This is a genomic window from Sphingomonas melonis (assembly GCF_013409985.1).
In the GTDB taxonomy this organism is placed as follows: Bacteria; Pseudomonadota; Alphaproteobacteria; order Sphingomonadales; family Sphingomonadaceae; genus Sphingomonas; species Sphingomonas melonis_A.
Genome location: NZ_JACCBY010000002.1, coordinates 46018 through 70943, shown reverse-complemented (window position 1 = coordinate 70943; position 24926 = coordinate 46018). Strand labels below are relative to the sequence as shown.

General features: G+C 68.9%; 22 protein-coding genes and 1 tRNA gene. 13 read left to right on the top strand and 10 right to left on the bottom strand.

The window, feature by feature from the left end; all coding sequences use genetic code 11:
• Positions 1 to 359 precede the first annotated feature (359 nt).
• Both HD841_RS07030 and HD841_RS07025 read right to left on the bottom strand, forming a co-directional pair.
• Entirely contained in the window at positions 360 to 3071 is a 2712-nt protein-coding gene (locus HD841_RS07030) for a TonB-dependent receptor (RefSeq protein WP_179508193.1), read from the bottom strand.
• A 224-nt stretch (positions 3072 to 3295) separates the two neighbouring features.
• Positions 3296 to 3574 (bottom strand): metal/formaldehyde-sensitive transcriptional repressor, encoded by a 279-nt coding sequence (locus HD841_RS07025; RefSeq protein ID WP_179508192.1) that lies wholly within the window; start codon positions 3572 to 3574, stop codon positions 3296 to 3298.
• Positions 3575 to 3854: 280 nt separating this feature from the next.
• Between HD841_RS07025 and HD841_RS07020 the strand changes: the two genes are divergently transcribed.
• Genes HD841_RS07020 through HD841_RS07010 form a run of 3 tightly spaced genes read left to right on the top strand, consistent with a single transcriptional unit; the run spans position 3855 to position 7045 of the window.
• A complete protein-coding gene (locus tag HD841_RS07020) occupies positions 3855 to 3992 on the top strand; it encodes a hypothetical protein (RefSeq protein WP_179508191.1) in 138 nt (45 codons plus the stop codon).
• Between the two features lie 53 nt (positions 3993 to 4045).
• Positions 4046 to 5683 carry an NRAMP family divalent metal transporter gene (locus HD841_RS07015; RefSeq protein ID WP_179508190.1) on the top strand — a complete coding sequence of 546 codons (1638 nt, stop codon included), beginning with the start codon at positions 4046 to 4048 and terminating at the stop codon, positions 5681 to 5683.
• Positions 5684 to 5707: 24 nt separating this feature from the next.
• Complete coding sequence (locus tag HD841_RS07010; protein WP_179508189.1) at positions 5708 to 7045, top strand: carbohydrate porin; 1338 nt, start codon at positions 5708 to 5710, stop codon at positions 7043 to 7045.
• Positions 7046 to 7094: 49 nt separating this feature from the next.
• Here the strand turns inward: HD841_RS07010 and aspS are convergent, their stop codons facing one another.
• Positions 7095 to 8927, bottom strand: a complete 1833-nt coding sequence (gene aspS, locus HD841_RS07005) for an aspartate--tRNA ligase (protein WP_179508188.1) — start codon at positions 8925 to 8927, stop codon at positions 7095 to 7097.
• A gap of 101 nt (positions 8928 to 9028) precedes the next feature.
• Here aspS and rnd point away from each other — a divergent pair, with 101 nt between their 5' ends.
• The gene (gene rnd / locus HD841_RS07000) at positions 9029 to 10204 is read left to right on the top strand and encodes a ribonuclease D (RefSeq protein WP_179508187.1); all 1176 of its coding nucleotides are present in this window, start codon (positions 9029 to 9031) and stop codon (positions 10202 to 10204) included.
• Positions 10205 to 10209: 5 nt separating this feature from the next.
• Positions 10210 to 10485 carry an I78 family peptidase inhibitor gene (locus tag HD841_RS06995; protein WP_257015337.1) on the top strand — a complete coding sequence of 92 codons (276 nt, stop codon included), beginning with the start codon at positions 10210 to 10212 and terminating at the stop codon, positions 10483 to 10485.
• Between the two features lie 39 nt (positions 10486 to 10524).
• Here HD841_RS06995 and HD841_RS06990 read toward each other — a convergent pair whose 3' ends face one another.
• From HD841_RS06990 to HD841_RS06975, 4 genes are all read right to left on the bottom strand, one after another.
• A complete protein-coding gene (locus HD841_RS06990) occupies positions 10525 to 11988 on the bottom strand; it encodes a Ppx/GppA family phosphatase (RefSeq protein ID WP_179508185.1) in 1464 nt (487 codons plus the stop codon).
• Positions 11989 to 12316: 328 nt separating this feature from the next.
• Positions 12317 to 14482 (bottom strand): RNA degradosome polyphosphate kinase, encoded by a 2166-nt coding sequence (locus HD841_RS06985; RefSeq protein ID WP_179508184.1) that lies wholly within the window; start codon positions 14480 to 14482, stop codon positions 12317 to 12319.
• Positions 14479 to 15117, bottom strand: a complete 639-nt coding sequence (locus HD841_RS06980) for an HdaA/DnaA family protein (RefSeq protein ID WP_179508183.1) — start codon at positions 15115 to 15117, stop codon at positions 14479 to 14481. The genes HD841_RS06985 and HD841_RS06980 overlap by 4 nt, the downstream gene beginning before the upstream one ends.
• Before the next feature lie 3 nt (positions 15118 to 15120).
• The gene (locus HD841_RS06975; RefSeq protein ID WP_179508182.1) at positions 15121 to 16365 is read right to left on the bottom strand and encodes a heavy-metal-associated domain-containing protein; all 1245 of its coding nucleotides are present in this window, start codon (positions 16363 to 16365) and stop codon (positions 15121 to 15123) included.
• Between the two features lie 129 nt (positions 16366 to 16494).
• On the opposite strand from HD841_RS06975, the gene purM reads away from it, so the two are divergent.
• From purM to HD841_RS06955, 4 genes are read left to right on the top strand one after another with little or no spacing between them, the layout of a single operon-like run.
• Positions 16495 to 17607 (top strand): phosphoribosylformylglycinamidine cyclo-ligase, encoded by a 1113-nt coding sequence (purM, locus tag HD841_RS06970; protein WP_179508181.1) that lies wholly within the window; start codon positions 16495 to 16497, stop codon positions 17605 to 17607.
• A 6-nt stretch (positions 17608 to 17613) separates the two neighbouring features.
• Positions 17614 to 18159, top strand: a complete 546-nt coding sequence (gene purN, locus HD841_RS06965) for a phosphoribosylglycinamide formyltransferase (protein ID WP_179508180.1) — start codon at positions 17614 to 17616, stop codon at positions 18157 to 18159.
• Positions 18156 to 18446, top strand: a complete 291-nt coding sequence (locus HD841_RS06960; RefSeq protein WP_179508179.1) for an MmcQ/YjbR family DNA-binding protein — start codon at positions 18156 to 18158, stop codon at positions 18444 to 18446. The genes purN and HD841_RS06960 overlap by 4 nt, the downstream gene beginning before the upstream one ends.
• Positions 18443 to 19033, top strand: coding sequence for a hypothetical protein (locus HD841_RS06955; RefSeq protein ID WP_179508178.1), 591 nt, complete (start codon positions 18443 to 18445; stop codon positions 19031 to 19033). The genes HD841_RS06960 and HD841_RS06955 overlap by 4 nt, the downstream gene beginning before the upstream one ends.
• Before the next feature lie 14 nt (positions 19034 to 19047).
• On the opposite strand, the gene HD841_RS06950 is transcribed toward HD841_RS06955, so the two are convergent.
• Positions 19048 to 20328 (bottom strand): methyltransferase family protein, encoded by a 1281-nt coding sequence (locus tag HD841_RS06950; RefSeq protein ID WP_179508801.1) that lies wholly within the window; start codon positions 20326 to 20328, stop codon positions 19048 to 19050.
• A 129-nt stretch (positions 20329 to 20457) separates the two neighbouring features.
• On the opposite strand from HD841_RS06950, the gene HD841_RS06945 reads away from it, so the two are divergent.
• Both HD841_RS06945 and HD841_RS06940 read left to right on the top strand, forming a co-directional pair.
• Positions 20458 to 20531 (top strand) — tRNA-Gly (locus HD841_RS06945).
• A 132-nt stretch (positions 20532 to 20663) separates the two neighbouring features.
• Positions 20664 to 21452 (top strand): DUF1206 domain-containing protein, encoded by a 789-nt coding sequence (locus HD841_RS06940; RefSeq protein ID WP_179508177.1) that lies wholly within the window; start codon positions 20664 to 20666, stop codon positions 21450 to 21452.
• Between the two features lie 18 nt (positions 21453 to 21470).
• Here HD841_RS06940 and chrA read toward each other — a convergent pair whose 3' ends face one another.
• On the bottom strand, positions 21471 to 22868 hold the full coding sequence (chrA, locus tag HD841_RS06935; RefSeq protein WP_179508176.1) for a chromate efflux transporter: 1398 nt from the start codon (positions 22866 to 22868) through the stop codon (positions 21471 to 21473).
• Complete coding sequence (locus HD841_RS06930; protein WP_179508175.1) at positions 22865 to 23689, bottom strand: chromate resistance protein ChrB domain-containing protein; 825 nt, start codon at positions 23687 to 23689, stop codon at positions 22865 to 22867. Before HD841_RS06930 ends, chrA begins: the two co-directional genes overlap by 4 nt.
• Positions 23690 to 23889: 200 nt before the next feature.
• Between HD841_RS06930 and HD841_RS06925 the strand changes: the two genes are divergently transcribed.
• Positions 23890 to 24426, top strand: coding sequence for a hypothetical protein (locus HD841_RS06925; protein WP_179508174.1), 537 nt, complete (start codon positions 23890 to 23892; stop codon positions 24424 to 24426).
• Positions 24426 to 24908 (top strand): DUF421 domain-containing protein, encoded by a 483-nt coding sequence (locus HD841_RS06920; RefSeq protein ID WP_179508173.1) that lies wholly within the window; start codon positions 24426 to 24428, stop codon positions 24906 to 24908. Before HD841_RS06925 ends, HD841_RS06920 begins: the two co-directional genes overlap by 1 nt.
• Positions 24909 to 24926 lie beyond the last annotated feature (18 nt).

Here is a 24926-nt window from a genome sequence, read left to right as displayed (position 1 = left end):
GGAGATCAGGGGGAAACAGAATGGGGCCGGTGCGTTCAGCATCGACCGTGACGCCTTGCGGCCACGGCGCCGCCGGGATCGCCGGCAATGCCGGTGCTGGAACAGGCCGGGCCGGTGCTGGGACAGGCCGGAGCGGCATGGCCGGTGCGTCGCTGCGACAGGGTCATTTCCATATTGTAGTCGCTGGCACGGGCCATGAGGCACGGGTGCCACAATGTTTCTCCCCGTCGGCCATGTCGTTGACGGTGCCGGCCGGGGATCGGGGCGGTGCGGCGGACCACACGAACGGGCGTCACGCGGAGCATGGCGAGGCGACGATGCCGTGGCAGGAGCCGGATCCTGCCACGGCATCGGTCGGGTCAGAAGCGCGACCGCAGCGTCAGGCCGTAGGTGCGCGGCTCCGCGAGGAAGGCGGTGGTCAGCGCATTGCCCCTCCCGCCGAACCGCTGGACCTGCGACTGGCTGCCGGTTCCCTGGACATAGCCGGTGGCCGCGATCTGCATATACTGGGTGTCGAAGACGTTCTGGCCCCAGACTTCGACCGCCCAATGCTGATTGCGACCGCGGATGCCGATGCGGGCGTTGACCAGGACATAGCCGTCCTGACGCTTTTCGGCGAACAGGTCGGAACCGGTGTTATAGTCGCTGGTCATCCGGCTATCGACGTAGAACAGGCCGGTCAGGCCATGGCTGCCGATCGCCGGAGTCCAGGTCGCCGCGCTGGTGACGACGTGCCGCGGTGCGTTCGACATCTGGCTGCCCGGCAGCATGAACAGGCTGGCGCTGAGCGGGGCGCCCGCGGCGCTGCCGACCAGATTGTCCCGATACTGCGTATGGGCATAGGTATAGCCCAGCGTGAAGGTGACGTCGCGCGTCGGATAGGCGCCGGCCTCCAGCTCGAAGCCTTGGGTGACGACGCCCGACCCGACCTTGCCCTTGCATGCACCCGTGGTGGAATAGGTATCGCGGTCTTCGCCGTTCAGCGACTCGTCGCACGCTCCGATATTCTGCACGACATAGGCCGAGCCGTTGAATGTGTTCAGCTGGAAGTCGCGGAAGGACGAGCGGAACCCGGCGAGATTGGCACTGAACTTCTCGGTGCTGTATTTCACGCCGAGTTCGAACGCCTGAACGGTTTCCGGATCGAAGCGCAGGTCGCTCGCGCGCGAGCTGCCGAGCGCCAGGCCCGAGCGGGCCAGATTGTAGCCACCCGCCTTGTAGCCGCGGGCGTAGGACCCGTAAAGCAGCGTGCTCGGCGTCGCCTGCCACGACAGGACCGTCGTGCCGGTGAACTGCCCCTCGCTGATCGAGTCCTTCAACGGTACGCCGTTGAGCGCCTGGGTCGAATTGCCCGCGCAGACGAGCGCGATCAGGCCGGCCGCCAGCCCGCGACGCTTATCATCGGCGTCGCTCAGCAATCCGCCGAGCGCCGCCTGTTGCGCCGGGCACACCGCATTGTTGCTGTTGAGCGCGGCGTTCAGCGCCTTGTGCTCATGGGTGTAGCGCAGGCCCGCGGTGAAGCTGAGCGTATCGGTGATGCGGAAGATGTTGTGGGTGAAGAAGGCGTAGTTCGTGCTGGTCTGGTCGAACTGGTCGCGCACCGTCCCGATGTCACGCGCCTGATCGAGGCGATCGAGGCCGTCGACGATCGTCTGCCCCATCTTGGCGGTCGCGAAGGCGCGCGCGACGGGGCTGAGGCAGCCGGGGCGCGTCGGGTCGCGCAGCGCGGCGCTGGGGTTGAACCGTGCAACGACGCTGCATGCGGCGAAGGTACCGAATTGCGTGCCGAATTTGAGATTGTCGGCGACTTCGAGGGTCTCATGCGCGAAATAGCCGCCGACCAGCCAGTCGAGCCGGTTGTCGAACAGGCCGCCGCTCAGCCGCGTCTCGTGCGTGTAGGTGCGGAAGCGGCGATAGGCATTGCCGTCGTCGCCGCGATAGGCGAGGTCGAGGCTGCCGTAATCGACATCCGCGGCATCGCCGGCCTGATACTCGCGATAGGCGCTGATCGAGATCAGCTGGACGTTGCCGATCGTCCAGCCGATGCGGGACGACAGGCCGTAGTCCTTGACGACATTGGCATAGGCCCGGCCGGGCGAATTCGCGATCTGCCGATTGTACGGATCGCCCGCGCTCGGCAACACCCCGCCGAGGGTCTGCATGATCGAGACGATGGGGTTTTGCGGCGAGACGGTGAAGTCGCCGGGAACGTTGGGGGTCGGATCGATCTTCTCGCGCGTGTCGACATAGACCGCACCGCAGCATTTCTCGTTACGATACGTATAGTCGCCGATCAGCCGCAGCGAGAGGTTCGAGCTCGGCTTGAAGAACAACTGGCCGCGGACGAAATAGCGGTTGCGATCGTTATAATCGGTCTTGTTGACGACATCGTGATAGAAGCCGTCGCGCTTGCCGACGACACCGTCGATGCGGAACGCCAGCGTATCCTTGATCACCGGGCCGGTCAGCGCGCCGGCGAGACGGATCGCATTGTAATTGCCGTAGCTCGCCTCGCCATAGCCGCCGAAGGTGAATTCGGGATATTTGGTGTAGATGCTGATCGCGCCCGCCGAGGAGTTGCGGCCGGACAAGGTGCCCTGCGGCCCGCGCAGCACCTCGATCCGCTCGACCTCGCCGAGATCGTTGAGGCCCGAGCCGGTGCGGCTGCGATAGACGCCGTCGATGAACACTGCGACCGAGCTTTCGAGGCCGGGATTGTCCCCGACCGTACCGATGCCGCGCAGGCGGGCGGTGGCGTTGGCCTCCGAGCCGGTCGAAGTGACGAGCAGCGACGGTGCGAGCTGCGCCATCTGCCGGATATCGGTCGCGCCGGAGTGGCGCAGTGCGCTGGTGCCATAAGCGCTGACCGCGATCGGCACGCTCGACAGACGCTGCGAACGCCGCGTCGCGGTGACGACGATGTCGGAGGTGTTCTCGGCAACCGTCGGCTGCGCCTTGTCCTTCTCGCCCTGATTGGCCGTCGGTGCGAGCCCGCGCAGGCCCTGCGCATCCGCCTGCCCGACCACGCCTGCACAACTCGCCGCAGCGAGCAGGTATACCCATTTACGCATTTTGACCGCCCCCGGTTCTTGATGTCTTCAGGGGGCGTTGCCGTCACAATCAATAACGATGTCTTAAATTCAAGATCACCAAAATGCCACAAATATAGGATCAGCGGTACTAATCCCGGTTCAACCCCTTCTATCTTATAGGAACCGTATCGGAGCCGCGAATGATCCGGATTATCAGGTCCTGAGCGCACCAGTGGACGGAGGCACCACCCGCCGGTGCCCCGTCAGGTCAGATAGGCGTGGACGATCTCGATCAGTTCGTCGGCGGCGAGTCGCTGGCGGCTGTCGGTGGCGGCATCGGGATCGACGAGATGCTCGCGGATGTGATCCTCGATCACCTCGGCGATGAAGCCGTCGAGCGCGCCGCGACAGGCGGTCGCCTGTTGCAGCACGCGGGCGCATTCGCGGTCCTCGGTCACGGCACGCTCGATCGCCTCGATCTGCCCGCGCATCCGCGCCAGTCGGTTCAGCAGCTTCTTCTTCTCTTTCTCGACGTGCGCCATGCCTGCTCCATTTTGGACTTGATCCTATACCCCGGATGGGTATGTGGCGTCCATCGGCATCGCGGCAGACGCGAGTCGACAGAGCGGATCGCCCGCTCGCCTGACGAAGGACGATGATGAAAACCCGATCTACGCCCGTGTCCAGCGAAGGGGACAGTAGGAGCGTCGCTCCCCTGATCCACGTCGCCGGACATGCCCCGGTCGGGGAGTGCACGCCCACCGCCTGAGTGCGGCTGCGTACCTCCCGGCCGGACCCACTATCCGGACCAAGGAGGTCGCCATGATCCTGTCGATACGACGCGCCCGTCCGCGCGCCGACGCCGGCCGCACCGAGCCGCTCAACCGCCGCATCCGGCTGGCCGCGTGCCGCCTGCAGCACCGCCGCGACCTGCGCGAGCGCCGAACCGCGGCGGCCTGACCGCCGCCGCACCCCCTCGCTGCTATCCCAACAACGCACGCGGAGTTCGTGCCATGACCCATCTTGTTCTGGACGGGGCGACGACGCGCGCCACCGCCCATCTCGACGACGCCCATCGCGGCGACATCATCGGTGCCTTCGGCACCATCGCGCAGGACGATATTGGCGCCCGCCGCGACTGGCGGCGCAAGCTGCTGACGCTCGCGGCCATCATCGGCCCCGGCCTGATCGTGATGGTCGGCGACAATGACGCGGGCGCGTTCGGCACCTATACGCAGGCCGGGCAGAATTACGGCACCAGCCTGCTCTGGACGCTGCTGCTGCTCGTCCCGGTGCTGTACGTCAATCAGGAGATGGTGCTGCGCCTGGGCGCGGTCACCGGCGTCGGCCACGCGCGGCTGATCTTCCAGCGGTTCGGCCGCTTCTGGGGCGCGTTCAGCGTCATCGATCTGTTCCTGCTCAACGCGTTGACCATCGTCACCGAATTCATCGGCATCACCCTCGGCCTCGACCATCTCGGCGTACCCAAGGTCGCCGGGGTCGCGGTCGCGGCGGTGCTGATCATCGCGGCGGCGAGCACCGGCAGCTTCCGCCGGTTCGAGCGATTCATGATGGTGCTGGTGTTCGGCTCGCTGCTGCTGATCCCGGTCGCGCTCACCATCCATCCGCCGGTCGGCCGGATCCTGCACGACGTGCTGGTCCCCGGCCTGCCCGCGCACGCGCAATTGTCGGAGGTGATGCTGCTGATCATCGCGATCGTCGGCACGACGGTGGCGCCGTGGCAGCTCTTCTTCCAGCAGAGCTATCTGATCGACAAGCGCATCGGGCCGCGCTTCATGGCCTATAGCCGGATCGACCTGTGGGTCGGCATCGTGGTGGTGATCGTCGGCGGCGTCGCCATGATGGCGTTCACCGCCGCCGCCTTCGCGGGCACGGCCGAGGCGGGTCATTTCGCCGATGCCGGGGCGGTGGCGCGCGGGATCGCTGCGCATGGCGGGCGGCTGATGGGCGTATTGTTCGCAGTCGCGCTCATCGACGCCTCGATCATCGGTGCGTCGGCGGTCTCGCTGAGTACCGCTTATGCGATCGGCGACACGTTCGGCATCCGCCATTCGCTGCACCGCTCCCCGCGCGAGTCGATCGCCTTTTATCTCGTCTTCGCCGGGCTGATCGCGGTGGCGGCGGCGCTGGTCCTCATCCCCGGTACGCCGCTGGGGCTGCTGACCAATGCGGTGCAGTCGCTGGCGGGCGTGCTGCTGCCGAGCGCGACGGTGTTCCTGCTGCTGCTGTGCAACGACAAAGCGGTGCTGGGGCCGTGGCGCAACGGCCGCTGGCTCAACCTCTTCACCGGGGCGGTGATCGCAGTGCTGGTGCTGCTGTCGGTGATCCTGACCGCGTCGGTGCTGATCCCGGACCTCGGCGCCACCGCGATGCTGTGGATCCTCGGCGGGGGCCTCGGCATCGCACTGCTCGGCTGGATCGCGCAGCAGCTGATCGCACCGGTTCGTGCCGTGCCGATCGATCGCACCGGTCGCGACGACTGGCGGATGCCGCCGCTCGGCACGCTGGCTCCGGCGACGCTGCGGCGGGGCGAGAAACTGTGGTTGACGGTGCTGCGCCTCTACCTCGTCGTCGCCGGTGGACTGGTGCTGATCCGCATCGGCCAGCTCGCGCTGACCCACCAACTGTAATCAAGCGCTCCTAGGGGGACCAACATGACTCGTATCGCAACCCTGCTGGCGGGCGCCTGTGCGCTCGCCGGCCTGACCCTGCACATCCCGGCGCGGGCGCAGACGATCGCCGAACCCGCGGTGGCCGATCAGGACTGGGCGATCCACGGTCAGGCGACCGGCGTGCTGCAGGGCACGCCCGCCTTCACCTCGCCCTATGCCGGACCGAACAGCCTGACGCCGCGGCAGATCAAGGAGACGGTCGACGTCACGCTCTACGCCGGCGTGCGGCCGTGGCGCGGCGGCGAGCTCTGGATCAATCCCGAGATCGATCAGGGCTTCGGCCTGTCGAACACGCTGGGCGCGGCCGGCTTCCCGAGCGCGGAGGCCTATAAGGTCGGGCGCAAGCGCCCGTATCTGCGCCTCCAGCGCCTGTTCGTCCGCCAGACGATCGGCCTGGGCGGCGGCAGCGAGACGGTGGCAGGCGCGATGAACCAGCTGGCGACGACGCGCGACACGGACCGGCTGGTGCTGACCGCGGGCAAGTTCGGCGTCGGCGACGTGTTCGACACCAACAGCTATGCGCACGATCCGCGCAGCGACTTCCTCAACTGGTCGGCCGTGGACGCGGGCAGCTTCGATTATGCCGCGGATGCCTGGGGCTATACGACCGGGGTCGCCGGCGAGCTCTATCGCGGCGACTGGACGCTGCGGCTCGGCCTGTTCAACCTCTCGAAGGTGCCCAACGGCGAGACGCTGGAGACGCGCTTCCAGCAATATCAGGTCGATGGCGAGATCGAGCACCGCCATCATATCGCCGGCCGCGACGGCGCGGTGCGGTTCACCGTCTTCCGCAACCGCGGGCAGTTCGGCCGGTTCGACGATGCGCTGGCGCTGGCGGCGGTGACCGGCGGCGATGCCGACACCGCCTTCGTGCGGCAGCGGCGGACGCGGATCGGCGCGAGCGTCAACGGCGAGCAGGCGGTGACCGATACGCTCGGCGTATTCGCGCGCGCCGGCCTCGCCGATGGCGCGATCGAGCCCTATGACTTCACCGATATCGATCGGACCGCGCAGCTCGGCCTGTCGCTCAAGGGCTCGGGCTGGCACCGCGCCACCGACACAATCGGCGCGGCGGTGATCGTCAACGGGATCAGCACCGCGCACCAGCGCTATCTCGATGCCGGCGGCCTCGGCGTGCTGGTCGGCGACGGCCGGCTGCCGCATCCCGGTGCCGAATATATCGGCGAGGCCTTCTACAAGCTGGCGGCGGCCAGGGGTTTCGAGCTGACGCTCGACTATCAATGGATCGACAACCCCGGCTACAATCGCGATCGCGGCCCCGCGAACGTCCTCGCGGCGCGGGTGCACGGCGCGTTCTGACGCGGCACCGGGCCGACGGGCACCACGCTGGCGCCCGCCGGCCCGGGGGTCAGCCCGCCTTGGGCGCGACCGCCTTGTCGACGTCGGTGGTCGCGGCGCCGGCCTGCGGCGCGACGCGCAGGTTGAGCTCCTTGAGCTGCTTGGGCGTCGCGAAATTTGGCGCGCCCATCATCAGGTCTTCCGCCTTCTGCGTCATCGGGAAGACGATGACCTCGCGGATGTTGGGCTCGTCGGCGAGCAGCATGACGATCCGGTCAATGCCCGGCGCCGAGCCGCCGTGCGGCGGTGCGCCGAACTTGAACGCGTTGATCATGCCGGCGAAGTTGGTGTCGACCTCGGCCTGCGAATAGCCGGCGATCTCGAACGCCTTGTACATGATCTCCGGACGGTGGTTCCGGATCGCGCCCGACGACAGCTCCACGCCGTTGCAGACGATGTCGTACTGATAGGCGAGGATGTCGAGCGGGTCCTTAGTCTCCAGCGCCTCCATCTCGCCCTGCGGCATCGAGAAGGGGTTGTGGCTGAAATCGACCTTCTTGTTGTCCTCGTCATATTCGAACATCGGGAAATCGACGATCCAGCAGAATTCGAACCGGCTCTGGTCGATCAGGCCGAGGCTCTCGGCGACGCGGGTGCGGGCGAGGCCGGCGAGCTTGGCCGCCTGGCCTTCCTTGCCCGCGGCGAAGAACAGGCCGTCGTCCGGCCCCAGGCCGAGCGCGTCGGCCATCGCGGTCATCTTGTCCTCGCCATGGTTCTTGGCGATCGGGCCGCCCCATTCGCCGCCCTTGCGCGTGGCATAGCCGAGACCGGCGAAGCCCTCGCCTTGCGCCCAGGCATTCATGTCGTCGAAGAACTTGCGGCTCTTGTCGGCGGTGCCGGGCGCGGGGATCGCGCGGACGACGTCGCCGGCCTCGACGATCGAGGCAAAGCGGCCGAAGCCCGAACCGACGAACTGGTCGGAGACGTCGCTGATCAGGATCGGGTTGCGCAGGTCGGGCTTGTCGTTGCCGTATTTCAGCATCGATTCGCGATAGGGGATGCGCTTGAACGGCAGCGCGCTGACCGTGCGGCCCTTGCCCTGCCAGTCGGCGAACTCCTCGAACACGCCGTGGAGGACGGGCTCGATCGCCTGGAAGACGTCTTCCTGCGTGACGTAGCTCATCTCGAAATCGAGCTGGTAGAATTCGCCGGGCGAACGGTCGGCGCGCGCGTCCTCGTCGCGGAAGCAGGGCGCGATCTGGAAGTAGCGGTCGAAGCCGGCGACCATCAGCAGCTGCTTGAACATCTGCGGCGCCTGCGGCAGCGCGTAGAACTTGCCCGGATGGACGCGGCTGGGGACGAGATAGTCGCGCGCGCCCTCGGGGCTCGACGCGGTGAGGATCGGCGTCTGGAATTCGGTGAAGCCCTGCCCGATCATCCGCTGGCGGATCGACGAGATCACCTTCGAACGCAGCATGATGTTCTGGTGGAGCCGCTCGCGGCGCAGATCGAGGAAGCGATAGCGCAGGCGGATATCCTCGGGATATTCGGCATCGCCCGCCACCGGCATCGGCAGCTCCTGCGCGTGGCTCTGCACGGTCACGCCGCGCGCGAACACCTCGATCGCGCCGGTGGCGAGATTGGGGTTCTGCGTCGCTTCGGACCGCGCCTTCACGATACCGTCGATCGTGACGACCGACTCGACGCGCAGCGATTCGAGCGTCGGCAGCGCCGGCGAATCGCTGTCGGCGACGATCTGGGTGATGCCGTAATGGTCGCGCAGGTCGACGAAGAGCACGCCGCCGTGGTCGCGCTTGCGATGGACCCAGCCGGACAGGCGGACGGTCTCACCGACGTTGCTCGCGGTGAGCGCGGCGCAGGTGTGGGAGCGATAGGCGTGCATGATCGTTTCTTCCGGCCGGATAATGGCGTTGTGCGAAGGGTCGCGCTTCCCCGTCTCACTTGGCTTTGTCAACCCGGCCGCGTGTGGCTATGGCGAGTGCCATGCATATCCACCCGTTGATTACAGACAGCGCGACCCTCGCCAATCTGTGTGCCCGCCTCGCCAATGCCGACTTCGTGACCGTCGACACCGAGTTCATGCGCGAGAGCACCTATTACCCCGAATTGTGCCTCATCCAGATCGCCGACGTGAACGAGGCGGCGGCCATCGACCCGATGGCGTCGGGGCTCGACATGACGCCGCTGCTGGAGCTGCTCACCGACAATGAGGACGTGCTGAAGGTCGTCCACGCGGGCGGGCAGGATATCGAGATCATCTACAACCTGACCGGCAAGACTCCCCACCCGCTGTTCGACACGCAGGTGGCGGCGATGGCGCTCGGCCAGGGCGAGCAGATCGGCTATTCCAACCTCGTCGACAGCTGGCTCGGCATCGCCGTCGACAAGGGCGCGCGCTTCACCGACTGGGCGCGGCGGCCGCTCGACGCGCGGCAGATCGAATATGCGATCGGCGACGTCACGCATCTCGCCGCGATCTTCCCCAAGATGCTGGAACGGCTGCGCAAGACCGGCCGCGGCGTGTGGCTCGACCAGGAAATGGAGCGGCTCGCCGACCCGGCCAATTACGCCAACGATCCCGATCAGGCGTGGAAGCGCGTGCGCATCTCCGGCCGCAAGCCCGACGTGCTCGGCCGGTTGAAGGCGCTGGCGCGCTGGCGCGAGCTGGAGGCGCAGTCGAAGGATCTGCCGCGCGGCCGCATCGTCAAGGACGAGACGCTGGGCGACCTCGCCGGCCATCCGCCGCGCAAGCAGGCGGACCTCGCCAAGGTGCGCGGCCTGTCGGCAACCTGGGCGTCGAATGACATCGGCGGGCGGCTGATGGCGGCGATCGAGTCGGCGCAGCCGCTGGGGCCGGACGAACTGCCGCCACGCGACGATCGCAAGCCGGGGCTTGGCAAGGAGGGCGCTTTGGTCGCCGATCTGCTCAAGCTGCTGCTCAAGATCCGCTCGCGTGATATCGACGTCGCGTCGCGGCTGCTGGCGCGATCGGAGGAGTTGGAGGCACTCGCGGCAGGGGTACGCACCGGCCTGCCGATGCTGGAGGGCTGGCGGTTCGATCAATTCGGGCGCGATGCGCTCGATCTGGTCGAGGGGCGGCTCGGCTTTGCGGTGCGTGGCGGCAAGCTCAAGATGACGCGAACGGAGGAAGCAGCATGATTCGGATGGCCTTTCTACTGCCGGTGCTCGCGGCGGGATGCGCGACGGTACCCGCACCCGCACCGGAGCGCGGCCCCTGCGTGGTCGACGAAGCGGCGAAGATCCGCTTCGCGGGCGTCAAGTTCCGCGAGCGGATGCGGCCCGAGATCGAGCATCTGACGCACTCCGCCACCTCGCGGGTGGTGCGTCCGGGCGACATGACGACCAAGGACTATCGCGTCGACCGGCTAAACATCATGCTCGACGATGGCGGGTTGATCGACAATCTGCGCTGCGGATAAGCGCCACGCGCCCGGCAGGCCCCCGCGCCGCCGGGCCGGTTAGCGGACCGCGAGGCGTGGCTTGCGCTTGAGCGCGGTCGCCAGCGCGGCATGGCGGCGCTCGACCGTCTCGGCATAGAGCGGGCGGTCCGCCTCGCCCAGCGACAGCGCGATATGGCCAGGCTCCAGCGCCAGCGCGGCGCGTTGCAGCGGGCCGGCGAGTCCGGCGCTGAACCGCTGGCCCAGCCGGATCGCCAGCCCCCATTCGATCGCCAGCGCGATTTGCCCGGCGCTTGCCAGGCCCGCGAGCAGCGGATGCGGCGTCGTGCTGCCGCCGAGGCTGGTGTGCAGCGCCTGTGCGAGCATCGCGCGCTCCGGTGCGTCGATCGCCACCCAATTGCCGTGCAATGCCACCTCGAAGCCGCGTTCGTCGCGGAATTCGGGGTTGGCGCGCCAACCGCTGTCGGCGAGCAGGCAGGCGGCGTGGCGGATGCGGGCGAGCTCGGGCGGATCGGCGGGGAAGAGCGGCGCGATCCAGCCGGCGAGCAGATCGCCATGTTCGGCGAACCGGCCGAGCAGCTTGCCCTCTTCGCGCGCGGCGACGATCAGCGGGTCGAGCGCGCGCGTCTGCGGGTCCAGCGTCGCGTAGAGCAGCCCCTCGCGCAGGCCGAAGGTCGAGGCCATCGCGCTGCCCGAGCCGAGTTCGCGCATCACCACCGACAAGAGCGCGGTGGCGTCGCCGAGCTGGGCGGCGCGCACCGACGACATGCCGGGCACGCTGCGCAGCCGCGGCCGCGACAGATGCGCGATGCTGCGGCCGAGCCGGCCGACGGTTTCGGGAGCGAGCGTGTAGCCGTGGATGATCGGCAGCGGATAATGGGTGAGGCTCATGTCGAGCCGCGCCAGCGCGCGCCACGACCCGCCGACCATGTAGAGCGGCAGCCCCCTGCCCCGCCCGGTCCAGCCCGCATCGGCGATCAGCCGGGTGACATGGCGATCGAACGCCGGGCCGCGGCTCGCGCGCAGCGCGGCGATGCGCAGCACGCCGAGCGGGAAGGAGATACGATCGGTGACGGTACCGGCGACGACGCGGACGAGTTCGAGGCTGCCGCCGCCGAGGTCGCCGACGATGCCGTCCGCATCGGGGATCGCCGACAGCACGCCCATGCCCGCCGCCGTCGCCTCCTGCTCGCCGGAGAGGAGTTCGACGGTGAGGCCGAGATCCCCGGCGGCGGCGATGAAGTCGGCGCCGTTGCTGGCATCGCGCACCGCGGCGGTGGCGACGGTGCGGACGGGTGCGTCCATCTCCCGGGCGACCATCGCGAAGCGGCGCAGCGCACCGATCGCCAGCGTCATGCTCTCGGCGTCGATCGCGCCTGTCGCGGCGAGGCTGCGGCCGAGGCCGGCCATGACCTTCTCGTTGAACAGCGTCGCCGGGATGCGCGGATGGCCCTGATACACGACGAGCCGCACCGAGTTGGAGCCGATGTCGATGATGCCGGTGCGGGGATAGGTGCCTGTCATTGCCGGCTCAACGGTCGGCGCCGGCTGGTGTTCAGATGGCGGGCGATCGCGCAGCGCGGTGATGAACGGGAGACGGACCATCAGCGGGCGACCTGCCGGCTCGGGGCCCGTGCTCCGGACTGGCTCGAACCGACCGTCACCCCGGACATGTTCCGGGGTCCAAGGTGCGGCGGGAGCAAAGCCCCTTGCCCCTGCAGAACCGTGGATGCCGGAACCCGCCCGGCATGACGGCGTGAGCCGGAACGGGGGTCCGATGCCCGAGACGAACGGACGGACGGCGCCTGCCGCCGATCAATCGTCAGACCCGAACCCCCGCCCCCCGCCGCCGTCATCGCCGCCGCCGCAGCGCCAGCGTCGGCACCGCATTGCTGCCGGTCAGCGCCGCGCCACGACCGGACAGCGACGGATTGGTCATGAAATAGCGGTGGAGGTTGAACGGCTTCTCACCGGGCGCATCGCGGACGTAGCGGCCGTCCGACTGCAATTCCCAGCTTTGTTCGCTGTCGATGAGGTTGGCGACCATGACCTGATCGAGCACCTGATCGTGCACGGTCGGGTTCTCGATCGGCAGCATATATTCGACACGCCGGTCGAAGTTGCGCGGCATCCAGTCGGCCGAGGAGATGAACACCTTGGCGCCATCGTTGGGCAAGGCCGCGCCGTTGCCGAAGCAGAAGATGCGGCTGTGTTCGAGGAAGCGGCCGACGATCGACTTGACGCGGATATGCTCCGACATACCCGGCACGCCGGGCCGCAGGCAGCAGATGCCGCGGATGATCAGGTCGATCTCGACCCCGGCGCCGCTCGCTTCGTACAATTTGTCGATGATCGCCGGATCGACGAGGCTGTTCATCTTCGCCCAGACCGCCCCGGTCTTGCCCGCGCGGGCATTGGCGATCTCGGCGTCGATCAGGTCGAGCAGCTTCTGGCGCAGGTCGCGCGGGCTGAGGCTGAGCTTGGTGATGTCGGTCGGCTCGACATAGCCGGTGACGTAGTTGAACATCTGCGCCGCATCACGCCCTATCCGCGGGTCGGCGGTGAAGAAGCTGAGATCGGTGTAGATGCGCGCGGTGACCGGGTGATAATTGCCGGTGCCGAAGTGGCAATAGGTGCGGAACTGACCGCCCTCGCGCCGCACGACCATCGATACCTTGGCGTGCGTCTTCCATTCGAGGAAGCCATAGACGACCTGGACGCCGGCGCGCTCCAGCGCGCTCGCCCACAGGATATTCTGCTCCTCGTCGAAGCGGGCACGCAGCTCGACCACCGCGGTGACCGACTTGCCCGACTCGGCGGCGGCGATCAGCGCGTTGATGACGGCGGGCTGCTTGCCGGCGCGATACAGCGTCTGCTTGATCGCGATGACGTCCGGGTCCTGCGCCGCCTGCTTGAGGAAGGCGAGGACGACGTCGAACGTCTCGTAGGGGTGGTGGACGATGATGTCCTTCGCCCGGATCGCGGCGAAGCAATCGCCGCCGAATTCACGGATACGCTCCGGGAAGCGCGGCACGAACGGCAGGAACTTGAGGTCGGGGCGATCCTCGTCGATCACCGCGTCGAGATCGCCGATGCTGAGCAGGTTGCCGCTCTCAGTGATCGTCGCATCCTGTCCGCCCAGTTCGTGGCGCAGCACCTTGGCGAGCGCGTCGGGCATGCCGGTTTCGAGTTCGAGCCGGATCACGCGGCCGCGACGGCGGCGTTTGATCGCATTGGCGAAATAGCGGACCAGATCCTCCGCCTCTTCGTCGATCTCGATATCGCTGTCGCGCAGCACGCGGAAGGCGGCGGCGCCGACCAGCGTGTAGCCGGGGAAGAGCACCGGCGCGAACCGCTTGAGCAGCGCCTCGATCGACACGTAGCGGGCGGGCTCGCCCGGCAGGCGGACGAAGCGCGGCGCGCTCGCCGGGATCATCACCAGCTCGCGCACGGGCTCGCCGTCCGAATCGCGGACGACGTCGAACATCACCGACAGCCCCTTGTTGGGGATGAACGGGAACGGATGGGCGGGATCGAGCGCCTGGGGCGTCAGGATGGGGAAAATCTGTTCGCGGAAATGGCTTTCCAGCCATTCCGCCGCCTCGGCATCGACCTCGTCGCGCCGCAGCACGTGCAGGCCGGCCTCGTCGAGCAGGGTGCGCAGGTCGCCCCAGACCGCCTGTTGGCTGGCCATCAGCGCATCCGCCTCGCGCGTGATCGCCGCGAGCTGCTGACCCGGCGTCAGCCCGTCCGACGAGCGACGGTCCACGTCCTTGAGTTGCTGGCCTTTTAGTCCAGCGACGCGGACCATGAAGAATTCGTCGAGGTTGTTGCCCGAGATCGACAGAAACCGCAGGCGTTCGAGCAAGGGATGCGCCGGGTTGCACGCTTCTTCCAGCACGCGCCGGTTGAAGGCGAGCCACGACAATTCGCGGTTGAAATAGCGATCATTGACCTCGGGGACGAAGGGATCGTCGTCCGGAGCAGCCAAATGCGAAAGGTGGATTGGGCGTGTCATGATTCGGTCATAGGTAGCAACGGTTGCGGTTGCGTGACGATCCCGGCCGCGGTCAAAACTGTTCGCGCGAGCGGGATCGACAGGCGGCGGCGGCTCTCCAGCACCTCCTGGTCGAGCGCATCGACGACGCGCTGGACGATGATGTGGCTGCGTTCGATCCGGGTGCTGAGCCAGGTCACCAGATCGGGCCGGGCGTCGAGCCCACGGCGCTGGAAGAGATGTTCGAGCAGGGCGGCGATCAATGCGTCATCGGGCGCGCCGATCGCGGCATGCGGGCTGGCGGCAAGGCGCGAGCGCAGATCGGGCAGCTTGACCGTCCAGCTCGGCGGCAGCGCGTCGGCGACGATCACCAGCGGGCGGCGTTCGGCCTGCGCCTGGTTCCACGCGTGGAAGATCTGCGCCTCCGGCACCGTCTCGGCATCGTCGATGATCCGCCCCTGGCTCTTTGCGGCGAAGATGCGCGCGAGCAGGCTGCGTCCCGATTTGCGCGGGCCGGTGAGCACCGCGGCCATCACCGGCCAGCTCGCCCATTGCTCCAGCACCTGCGCGGCGCGCAGATTGGACGGGGTGACGAGGAAGGCATCGTCCTTCGGATCGGCCGGCCACCCCAAAGGTAGCGCCAATTGGTTGCTCATGCGTCAGCCGGTCGGGTTGGCGGAGGCGGAGGGCGCCGGCGTCGGCGCGCTGCGGCGGATGCGCAGCGTCTGGCCGGAGCCGCTGACCTGATAACCGCGGACTTCGAGCGCGGCCCGCAGCGATTCGGGATCGCCGTCATAGGTGACGCGCATCAGCGACAGGCCGCCGAGCGCGAGGCTGGTGGTGCTGGCGCCGCGGACGCCGGGGATGCTGCGCACCAGACCCTCGGTATTGGCGACCGCGCTGGCGCTCGGCGTATCGAACTGGAGCGTGAGCGGGATGCCGGCAGCGCCACCGGTGTCGCCGACGATCTCGGCCAGCGTCTCGCCGCTCGCCGCGTCGTCGATCGCGTCGGGATCGATCACCGGCGCGGGCGCGGGCGGCGGCGACAGCGTCGGGTCGACGCCCAGACCGCCGCCGCGCAGCGCCTGCTGGAACAGGCCGTCCATCCGGCTGACGCCGGTGTCGAGCAACCGCGGCAGGCCGGCAGCGCTGCCGACGCGCAGCGTGAAGCTGCCGATCAATGCGTTGTCCGGGCCGTGCCGCGCCTGGAAGACGCCGATGATCGGGCCGCCGGGATAGCTGCGATAGAGGCGGACGACCGGGATCAGGATGTCGGCGGCGCCATATTGGTCGATCACCGTCCGCCACCAGCCGCGGCCCGGGCGGGCGATCTGTCCGGCGTTGAGCAGCAGCGAATCGGCGCCGTTGCCCGAGGGACGGACATAGTCGATCGCGCTGTTGCCGGTACGGAAGCGCGCCCACGCCTCCTGCCAGTCGGTCCGCTGTTCGAACACCGTGCCGACGCCGCCCGACACCTGGAGCGGGACGAGCAGCATCGGCCGCGACCGGTCGGCATAGGCGCTGATGCCGAGCACCGCGGCGGCGCGGCTGCGGTTGAACAGCACGCCGAGCTTGGCGATGTACCGCGTCGGCCCGATCTGTTCGTTCTCGACGACGATGCCGGAGACGAGCTGATCGAGCGTACCGTCGGAGACGAGACCGCCGTCGCCGCCGAGCCGGCGCGAAAGCTGTACCCACGCCTTGCGCTGCGCCAGCCGCCAGCCACCGAGCCGCGCCGCCTGCGCGGTCTTGGCGGCGACATCGACGCCGACGCCGCTCACCTCGAAATCGCCCGAACTGTCGACCGGCGCGACGCCGCGCCCGCCCTCGATCTGCGCATAGGCGCCGGCGGCAAGCAGCAGGGCCACACCGGCGACGGAGGGAAACAGGGATCGGATGCGCATGTCGCGGGCCTTTTGGCGAAGCGGACCGGGGATGCCAAGCGGGATGTGCGCATGCCGGCTTCCCCGTCGGAGCCGGCGGGTATGAGAAGCATTGCCAGCATCGGTCGCAAATCGTAGCAGGCTGGCCGGATGAGCAACCCGCCCTCCCCGTCCGACCAGTCCTACACCTATGCCGATGCCGGCGTGTCGATCGCCGCGGGGAACGCGCTGGTCCGCGCGATCGGGCCGCTTGCCAAGGCGACGCGCCGCCCCGGCGCCGATGCCGAACTCGGCGGCTTCGGCGGCACGTTCGACCTGAAGGCGGCCGGGTTCACCGATCCGTTGCTCGTCGCCGCCAACGACGGCGTCGGCACCAAGCTCAAGCTCGCGATCGAATGGGACCGGCACGAGGGCGTCGGCGTCGACCTCGTCGCGATGTGCGCCAACGACCTGATCGTCCAGGGCGCCGAGCCATTGTTCTTCCTCGATTATTACGCCACCGCCAAGCTCGACAACGGCATCGCCGAGCGTGTCGTCGCGTCGATCGCCGAAGGCTGCCGTCAGGCGGGCTGCGCGCTGATCGGCGGCGAGACCGCCGAGATGCCGGGCATGTACGCGCCGGGCGATTACGACCTCGCCGGCTTCTGCGTCGGCGCGGTCGAGCGCGATCGCGTGCTGACCGGGCGCGACATTGCCGCGGGCGACGTGATCCTCGGCCTCGCCTCCTCGGGCGTCCATTCCAACGGCTTCTCGCTCGTCCGGCGGCTCGCCGCGGATCGCGGCTGGAAGCTCGACCGCCCCGCCCTGTTCGATGCCGACCGGCTGCTGATCGACATCCTGATGGCGCCGACGCGCATCTATGTCGCCAGCCTGCTGCCGCTGCTGCGCGAGGGCGCGATCAAGGGGCTGGCGCATATCACCGGCGGTGGCCTGCTCGAGAATATCCCGCGCGTGCTGCCCGATGGCGCGCATGCGGTGATCGACGCCGATGCCTGGGAACAGTCGCGGCTGATGGCCTTCCTGCAGGCGCAGGGCGCGATCGAGCCCGAGGAAATGGCGCGCACCTTCAACTGCGGGATCGGCATGGCGGTGGTCGTCGCGGCCGATCGCGCGGAGACGGTGGCCGAGGCGCTGACCGCGGCGGGCGAGACGGTGCACCGGATCGGCCTGGTCGAGGCGGGCACGCGCGGCTGCACCGTGCGCGGCGCGACCGAGACGTGGAGCGCGCGCGGCGACTGGACCGCGACGCACGATCATGGCTGACCGCGCATGAAGACGGTCGGCATCCTGATCTCGGGCCGCGGCTCGAACATGATGGCGCTGGTCGAGGCCGGCATCCCGGTGGCGCTGGTCGCCTCCGACAAGCCCGACGCGCCCGGCCTCGCCTGGGCACGGGCGCGTGGCATCGCGACCTTCGCCCTGTCGCCCAAGGGGATCGGCAAGGCCGCCTATGAGGCGCAGCTCGACGCGGCGCTGCGCGAGGCGGGGTGCGAGGTGATCGCGCTCGCCGGCTACATGCGGCTGCTGTCGGACGATTTCGTCGCCCGCTGGCGCGACCGGATCGTCAACATCCACCCCTCGCTGCTGCCCAAGTACAAGGGCCTCGACACGCATGCGCGCGCGATCGCCGGGGGCGACGCGGTCGCGGGCTGTTCGGTGCATATCGTCACCGAAGAGCTCGACGGCGGCGCGCTGCTCGGCCAGGCCGAGGTGCCGGTGATCGCCGGCGACACGCCGGACACGCTCGCCGCGCGCGTGCTGGCGGCCGAACATCGTTTGTATCCTCAAGTCCTCAGGGAGTTCGTGAACCGATGATCGACGTGTCTCCTGTCCTGGCGCGGGTCCGCGCCGTCGCCCTGCTGCTCCCCGAAGCCGAGGAGCGCACGCAGGACGGCCACAGCTTCGTCGTCGGCGATGCCGCCTTCGTGCGGGTGCGCGACGGCGCCGACGGTACGGTGGTCGTCCAGTTGCTCGACGACGACTCGCGCTGGGCCGACATCACCGTTACCGACGACACCGACTGGACGCTGGTCGAGGATCGCATCGCGCACAGCTGGGAACTCGCCGCGCCGCGCGACCTGCTCGAAGCGGGCGGGCGATGAGCGAGACGCCCGACCAGGCGCAGACCCGCCGGCGCTGGATCACGCTCGCCGAGGTGGTCGCGGTCGCCGGCGTCATCATCGCGGCGCTGACGCTCTACAGCAACTGGCAGGAACGCCGGCAGGCCGCCGCCGACAAGGCGATCGAACAGGCCAGCGCGATCCGCGACAAGACGCGCTTCGTGCTGCGCGGCGTTCCCGATGCGGACAAGCGCACCATCGTGCTGGCGCGCGACGAGGCGCATCCGCTCGGCGACATCCGCGTCACCTTCCCCACCGCGCTCGGCGTGCCGGCGCAGGATTCGGTGACGCAGACGATCCAGGCCGACTGGTTCGACAAGGCGCTGCGCAAGGCGACCGACGGCGGCGCCGACGATATCACCGGCCGGCTGCCGGTGCTGATCCGCTACACCTATTTCACCGACGACCAGCCGACGACGCGGCAGGCGATCTACGACATCGTCTGGCATACCAGGCCGCAGCGGTTCCAGGGGCGCAAGGTCGAACTGCTCGACCTGCGGCTGCGCGAGGTCGGCGGCAACCAGAAGCGGATCGACGCGCTCTGGGCGAAGGAACAGCCGAAGGTCTGACACGCGGCGTGCCGTCACGCGTCCTTGCCGAGCAGCCATCGCCCGAAGCGCGGCACCGCGCCATGGCGCGTCATCCAGTCGCTATAGGCGCGATAGACCGGATCGAGGCCGAGATGCCGCTCCTCGGTGCGCGCGCGCCAGTAATAGATGCCGCTGACCACGCCCATCAGCGCCGTCGCGCGCACCGCATCGACCAGGCTGCCGGTGGTGAGGACGGGCAGCGTCGACAGCCACCAGAACAGGTTCTTCGACAGATAGGCCGGGTGGCGCGACCAGCCATAGGGGCCGTGCGTCACGATGCCGCGATGGGTCAGGTTCGAGAAGCGCAACCCGAAGGCCACCGTCGCCCAGGCGTATAGCGCGGTGAGCAGCACGAGGACCGCGCCCCACAGCGCCAGCAGCGTCGGCCGCCCGGCGAACCAGATCGTCCAGTCCTGCGTCCCCGGATGATAGTCGAGCGGCCCGCCCGCCTCCATCAGCAGGAACGGCGGGTAGCATATCAGCGCCGCGGTCCACGCGGCGGCGAACGGATTGGCGCTGCGGATGTGCGCATCGAGCGGGCGCAAAGTCAGGATATAGCCGACGGTGGCGAAGGCGACGTCGATGACGAACATCAGCGCGATCAGCCATTGCGCCAGCGCCACCGGATCGCGCAGCAGCGCCGCGTCGGTGCGGATGAAGCCCGACCAATTGCCCGGGACGACGGCGAGCATGAAGGCGAGGAAGAAGGCCTTCACCGCCCAGGCGCGCAGATGCCCGGCGATCGCATCGGGCGAGACGCCTGGCTGGCCGGTCAGCCAGGCGCCGAGATGCCAGGCGCCGTCGCGCGGCTCGACCAGATAGCGGTCGAGCCACAGGACATAGGGCACCGCGAGGATCGCCACGACCGGCATCATCCAGCCCAGGCACCACATCGCAAAGGCGAAATTGCCGTCCCAGTAGAAGCGGCCGATGGCATAGACGCAGGCGATCCCACCCCAGGTCAGATACAGGCCGGCGAGCTTGGTCAGGCTGACATCGCGGCATGCGGCGAACGGCCGGGGGTGGCGCCATTCGATCCCGGTGCTGGCGCGACGATGGACCTTGTCGACGAGCAGCGACCACAGGATCATCGGCCCCGCGCAGGCGACGAGCGCGACGAGCGCCGCATAGGGCCCGTCCATGCCGATCGCGAGCGCCGCCGCGACCCAGGCGAACAGGCCGGCAAGCCCGCACAGCCCGACGCCATGGCTGACCGCCGACGGCGGCCGCGCGTCGACCGTTGCGCGGCCGGCCTGTGCGGGATCATGCTCCATCCCCGCGACGTAGCGCGATAGCGGTAAGCAAGCCATGAACCATGTCACGGATGATCTTGGGTCTTGACCCCGAACCTCGCGCGACGATATGCCGCGCCTCGATCGACGGCCTCCGGGTTCTCAGGTCGTGCGGGTATAGCACAATGGTAGTGCAGCAGCCTTCCAAGCTGAATACACGGGTTCGATTCCCGTTACCCGCTCCATTCCCCAGCCGCTTCTCCCTGCCGCCGACCGACCGCGTCCCTAACGCAGTCGCCGTCATCCGCGATCACCGTTTCATCCGCGGAACGAAGCTGGCCCGGTCGTTGTTTCTCCAACGCAATGAAGGAGATCCCATGACAGCCAGCGCGCGCCTGACATCCCTGACGCGGATCGGCTTTGCCACGCGCGGATTGCTCTACATCGTCATCGCGATCCTCATCCTGCAAACCGGACGCGCGGAGGATCCGAGCGGGGCGCTGGCCTATCTCGGCCGCGGCGGCGGGCAGTGGTTGCTCGGGATCATGGCGGCCGGGTTGACCGCTTATGGCATCTGGCGGGTGGCCGACGCCGCCTTCGACATCGAGCGGCACGGGTCCGATCGCAAGGGCGCGATGGAGCGCGTGGGCGCCGGCGTCAGCGGTATCGTGCATCTGGTCCTCGCCTGGCAGGCGGTGCGGCTGATGCGCGGTGCGGCGCTGTCGGGCGACGGCACGCAGCAAGGCACGCAGGCGGCCTTGCAACTGCCCGGCGGCTGGGCGCTGGTCTTCGTCGGCGCGGCAGTGCTGTTCGCGCTGGGCGCGGTGCAGCTCGTCAAGGCGGTGAAGGGCAGCTTCCTGCGCTACCTCGAACCCGGGATCGCGCAGCGCGCCTGGGTGCAGTGGAGCGGCCGCGCCGGCTATGCCGCACGCGGCCTGGTGTTCCTGATCAGCGGCTATCTGCTCGTCCGGGCGGGGATCGAGGAGCAGGCGCGCGATGCCGGCGGCATGGCGCATGCGCTGTCGTGGCTGACCAACCCGTTCGACCTCATCGTCGGCGCCGGCCTGTTCGGCTTCGGCTTGTTCAGCCTCGTCGAGGCGCGCTACCGCCGGCTGCACGACGTACCCGTCGATGGGGTAATCCAGAGCGCCACCCGCCTGCGCTGAGGGCGGGGTCGGCAGGGATCAGCCGACCAGCCCGAACAGGTGCAGCACGACGCCCGCGGCGGAGGCGCCAAGCAGCGTGACGATGATGTTGGCGCGCAGCAGGAACACCGCGCCCATCGCACCGGCCGCCAGCAGCGTCGCCCAGGGATCGATGCTGGCAAGCACCGGCGCATCGAAGCGGATCGGCCCCGCCGCCAGCAGCACGGTGCGGCGGAACAGCGTGTGGAGCGCGAACCAGATCGCCAGGTTGAGGATGACGCCGACGACCGCCGCGGTGATCGCCGACAGCGCGCCGGCGACCGCGGCGTTGCCGCGCAGCCGCTCGATGAACGGCGCGCCCAGGAAGATCCACAGGAAGCAGGGCACGAACGTCACCCACGTCGCCAGCAGGCCACCGAGCGTACCCGCCAGCAGCGGCGACAGCGCGCCGGCATCGCGATAGGCGGCGAGGAAGCCGACGAACTGGAGCACCATGATCAGCGGCCCCGGCGTGGTTTCCGCCATGCCGAGACCGTCGAGCATGTCGCGCGCGCTCAACCAGCCGTAGCTTTCGACCGCCTGCTGCGCGACATAGGCGAGCACCGCATAGGCGCCGCCGAACGTCACCATCGCCATCGTCGAGAAGAAGGTGGCGATACGGCTGAACACGTCATCCGGGCCGCGCGCGATCAGCACGGCGGCGACCGGCAGCAACCACAATGCCAGCCAGAGCGACGCGGTGCGCAGCGTCTCGCGCCAGGTCGGTCGCGCATGCGCCGGCAGGTCCGCGCCGAGCAACGTGTCGGCATCCGCCACGCCGGCCTGCGTGGACGCGCCATGGCCGCCGCCGCGGAACGCGCCATGCCCCTGCCGGGCCGACCACCAGCCGATCAGCCCGGCGCCGAGCACGATCAGCGGAAACGGCGCGCCGAGAAAGAAGATGAGGACGAAGGCGGTGGCGGCGAGCAGCCGCGCGGCCATGCTCTGCAGCGCGCGGCGGCCGATCCGCACCACCGCCTGCAGAACGACCGCGAGCACGGCGGCTTTCAGGCCGAAGAACAGCGCCGCGACGATGCCGACCCGCCCGTACAGGACATAGACCCAGCTCAAGGCCATGATCGCGACCGCGCCGGGAATGATGAACAGCACGCCGGCGACGACGCCGCCCCGCGTGCGATGCATCAGCCAGCCGATATAGGTGGCGAGTTGCTGGGCTTCGGGGCCGGGCAGCAGCATGCAATAGTTCAGGGCGTGGAGGAACCGCTGCTCGCCGATCCACCGTTTTTCGTCGACGAGGATGCGGTGCATGACCGCAATCTGCCCGGCCGGTCCGCCGAACGACAGCAGGGCGATGCGCAGCCATACCCAGGAGGCCTGGGCGAGGGTGACCGGTGCCGGGCGCGCCGGCGCCGCGGGGGGCGGATACGGCGCGGTCATGCTTGCACCGTGCCGCGCGGCGGCTGGTGCGACGTCCAATCGTGGGTCTCGCCCTGCGCGTCGCGGCACCAGCGGTAGAGCGCGTCGTAGATCGTCATGCCCGCGTCGAGCTGACCCTGATCGTCGCCGTGCAGCCGCGACAGGCCGAGCGAGATCGCGAGCAGCCCCGCCGCCTCCGGCGCCACGTCGAGCCGGTCGGTATCCGCCCCGCGGACGATGGCGGCGAGCCGTTGCAGCGGGGCGAAGTCCCCGAGCCCGAACGCCGCGACCATGATGTCGAAGGTGCAGAGGTCGCCGCGATGGCTCCAGACCACGCCCTCACCGGCGATGTCGAACGGCTCCGCCTGCTGCTGCCCGGCGACCGCCAGCACCTCGGCAGGGGGCACGAACAGGAAGCGGGCATCGGGATCGACGAAGCGGCGGATGAACCAGGGGCAGGCGATCCGGTCGACCTTCGGCCGCGCCCGCGTCACCCACCAGGTCCGGCCGTCGTCATGCCGCGCCGGCAGCTGCGCGAGCGCGATCGTCGGCCATCCCCCGGCCCTCCAGCCGGCAAAGCCCCCCTCCAGCACCTCTGCCGCGACGCCGTCGCTGCGCAGGATCGCGGCCGCGGCGACCGCCGCGGTGCCGCCGTCGGCATCGACGACGACGACCGCCCTGCCCGGCGGGTGCGCGAGAGCGGCGGACTGTCTCGTGCCGGCGAACCGCGACCCCGGAATGGCGTGCGTGGAATCGACGCGGAGGTCGAGGATGGATGGCGCGCCGGGCAAAGCGACGAGGCGGGCAAGTTTATCGGCGGTGATGGCGGTATGAGCAGGCATGGCGCGTCCCTGGCGTATCGGGCTGGACGCGATGCTTCGGCTGACGCCTCGTGGGGAGATCGCCGTCCCCATGGCGCCAATCAGCCACGATCGCTACCCGCTGTCAATCGGCGTCATAGCCAAGAGCACCACGCCCGATCGCCGAGGCTGCCGGCCGCGCGGGGATTGCCCAATGCGCCGTGTGACGCCACGATAAGGCTATGGCCGAGCGCACCACCGCCCCCTTCCCCGACGGGATCGACGCGAGCCATGCCGCGCCGCTCGGCCGCCTGCGGGCGCATGCCAGTCCGCTCGCGTTCGTCATCCTGGGCAGCCTCGTCGCCGCGGCGATGACCGGCATCCTCGGCGGCAGGCCGGCCGCCGTGACCGCCGTCACCGCCCCCGCGGCGTCGCTGGAGGTGAAGCTGGCCAGTCCCCTGCGCAGCGGGCTGTTCTTCGAGACCCGCCTTCGCGTCACCGCACGTCGCGCGATCGGCAAACCGGTGATCGGCATCGATGCGTCGCTGTGGCGCGACCTGACGATCAACAGCCAGATCCCGGCGGCGGCCGACGAGCGCTTCGCGGACGGCCAATATCGGTTCAGCTATCCGGCGCTGAAGGCGGGCGAGACGCTGGAGATCAAGATCGACGGGCAGACCAATCCGCCGCTCGTCGGCGCGGTCGCAGGGGCGATCACCCTGCTCGACGATGAGCGCCGACTCGCCGAGACGCACGTGGCCGTGCCGGTCTTGCCCTGATGGACATCGTGCTGCGCGCCAGCGCCACCTTCGCCGCGCTGTATCTGCTGCTCCGTCTGCTCGGCAAGCGCGAGATCGGGCAGCTGACCCCGTTCGAGCTGGTCGTCATCGTCGTGATGGGCGATCTGGTGCAGCAGGGGGTGACCCACAACGACTTCAGCCTCACCGGTTCGATCCTGGCGATCGCGACCTTCGCCTTCTGGGCGCTGGTGATGAGCTGGGCGACCTATCTGTCGCCGCGGCTGGAGACCCTGCTCGACGGCCGACCGCAGGTGATCATCCGCGCGGGAGAGCTGATCGAGGCGAACCTGCGCCGCGACCGGATCACGCGCGCCGAGGTCGAGGCGGAGATGCGGCTGGCCGGCATCGCCCGGATGAGCGACGTGGCATGGGCGATCCTCGAAACCCGCGGCAAGATCAGCTTCATCCGCCGGGATGACGGCGCGGTGCAGCGCCGGGACGACGAGCCGGACGCCGGATGACGGCCGGCATCGCGGCGC

What these genes read in the sequence shown, in the direction of transcription:
- HD841_RS07030 (WP_179508193.1), bottom strand. Translation starts at nt 3,071, where the DNA reads ATGCGTAAATGGGTATACCTGCTCGCTGCGGCGAGTTGTGCAGGCGTG.
- HD841_RS07025 (WP_179508192.1), bottom strand. Translation starts at nt 3,574, where the DNA reads ATGGCGCACGTCGAGAAAGAGAAGAAGAAGCTGCTGAACCGACTGGCG.
- HD841_RS07020 (WP_179508191.1), top strand. Translation starts at nt 3,855, where the DNA reads ATGATCCTGTCGATACGACGCGCCCGTCCGCGCGCCGACGCCGGCCGC.
- HD841_RS07015 (WP_179508190.1), top strand. Translation starts at nt 4,046, where the DNA reads ATGACCCATCTTGTTCTGGACGGGGCGACGACGCGCGCCACCGCCCAT.
- HD841_RS07010 (WP_179508189.1), top strand. Translation starts at nt 5,708, where the DNA reads ATGACTCGTATCGCAACCCTGCTGGCGGGCGCCTGTGCGCTCGCCGGC.
- aspS (WP_179508188.1), bottom strand. Translation starts at nt 8,927, where the DNA reads ATGCACGCCTATCGCTCCCACACCTGCGCCGCGCTCACCGCGAGCAAC.
- rnd (WP_179508187.1), top strand. Translation starts at nt 9,029, where the DNA reads ATGCATATCCACCCGTTGATTACAGACAGCGCGACCCTCGCCAATCTG.
- HD841_RS06995 (WP_257015337.1), top strand. Translation starts at nt 10,210, where the DNA reads ATGGCCTTTCTACTGCCGGTGCTCGCGGCGGGATGCGCGACGGTACCC.
- HD841_RS06990 (WP_179508185.1), bottom strand. Translation starts at nt 11,988, where the DNA reads ATGACAGGCACCTATCCCCGCACCGGCATCATCGACATCGGCTCCAAC.
- HD841_RS06985 (WP_179508184.1), bottom strand. Translation starts at nt 14,482, where the DNA reads ATGACACGCCCAATCCACCTTTCGCATTTGGCTGCTCCGGACGACGAT.
- HD841_RS06980 (WP_179508183.1), bottom strand. Translation starts at nt 15,117, where the DNA reads ATGAGCAACCAATTGGCGCTACCTTTGGGGTGGCCGGCCGATCCGAAG.
- HD841_RS06975 (WP_179508182.1), bottom strand. Translation starts at nt 16,365, where the DNA reads ATGCGCATCCGATCCCTGTTTCCCTCCGTCGCCGGTGTGGCCCTGCTG.
- purM (WP_179508181.1), top strand. Translation starts at nt 16,495, where the DNA reads ATGAGCAACCCGCCCTCCCCGTCCGACCAGTCCTACACCTATGCCGAT.
- purN (WP_179508180.1), top strand. Translation starts at nt 17,614, where the DNA reads ATGAAGACGGTCGGCATCCTGATCTCGGGCCGCGGCTCGAACATGATG.
- HD841_RS06960 (WP_179508179.1), top strand. Translation starts at nt 18,156, where the DNA reads ATGATCGACGTGTCTCCTGTCCTGGCGCGGGTCCGCGCCGTCGCCCTG.
- HD841_RS06955 (WP_179508178.1), top strand. Translation starts at nt 18,443, where the DNA reads ATGAGCGAGACGCCCGACCAGGCGCAGACCCGCCGGCGCTGGATCACG.
- HD841_RS06950 (WP_179508801.1), bottom strand. Translation starts at nt 20,328, where the DNA reads ATGGAGCATGATCCCGCACAGGCCGGCCGCGCAACGGTCGACGCGCGG.
- HD841_RS06940 (WP_179508177.1), top strand. Translation starts at nt 20,664, where the DNA reads ATGACAGCCAGCGCGCGCCTGACATCCCTGACGCGGATCGGCTTTGCC.
- chrA (WP_179508176.1), bottom strand. Translation starts at nt 22,868, where the DNA reads ATGACCGCGCCGTATCCGCCCCCCGCGGCGCCGGCGCGCCCGGCACCG.
- HD841_RS06930 (WP_179508175.1), bottom strand. Translation starts at nt 23,689, where the DNA reads ATGCCTGCTCATACCGCCATCACCGCCGATAAACTTGCCCGCCTCGTC.
- HD841_RS06925 (WP_179508174.1), top strand. Translation starts at nt 23,890, where the DNA reads ATGGCCGAGCGCACCACCGCCCCCTTCCCCGACGGGATCGACGCGAGC.
- HD841_RS06920 (WP_179508173.1), top strand. Translation starts at nt 24,426, where the DNA reads ATGGACATCGTGCTGCGCGCCAGCGCCACCTTCGCCGCGCTGTATCTG.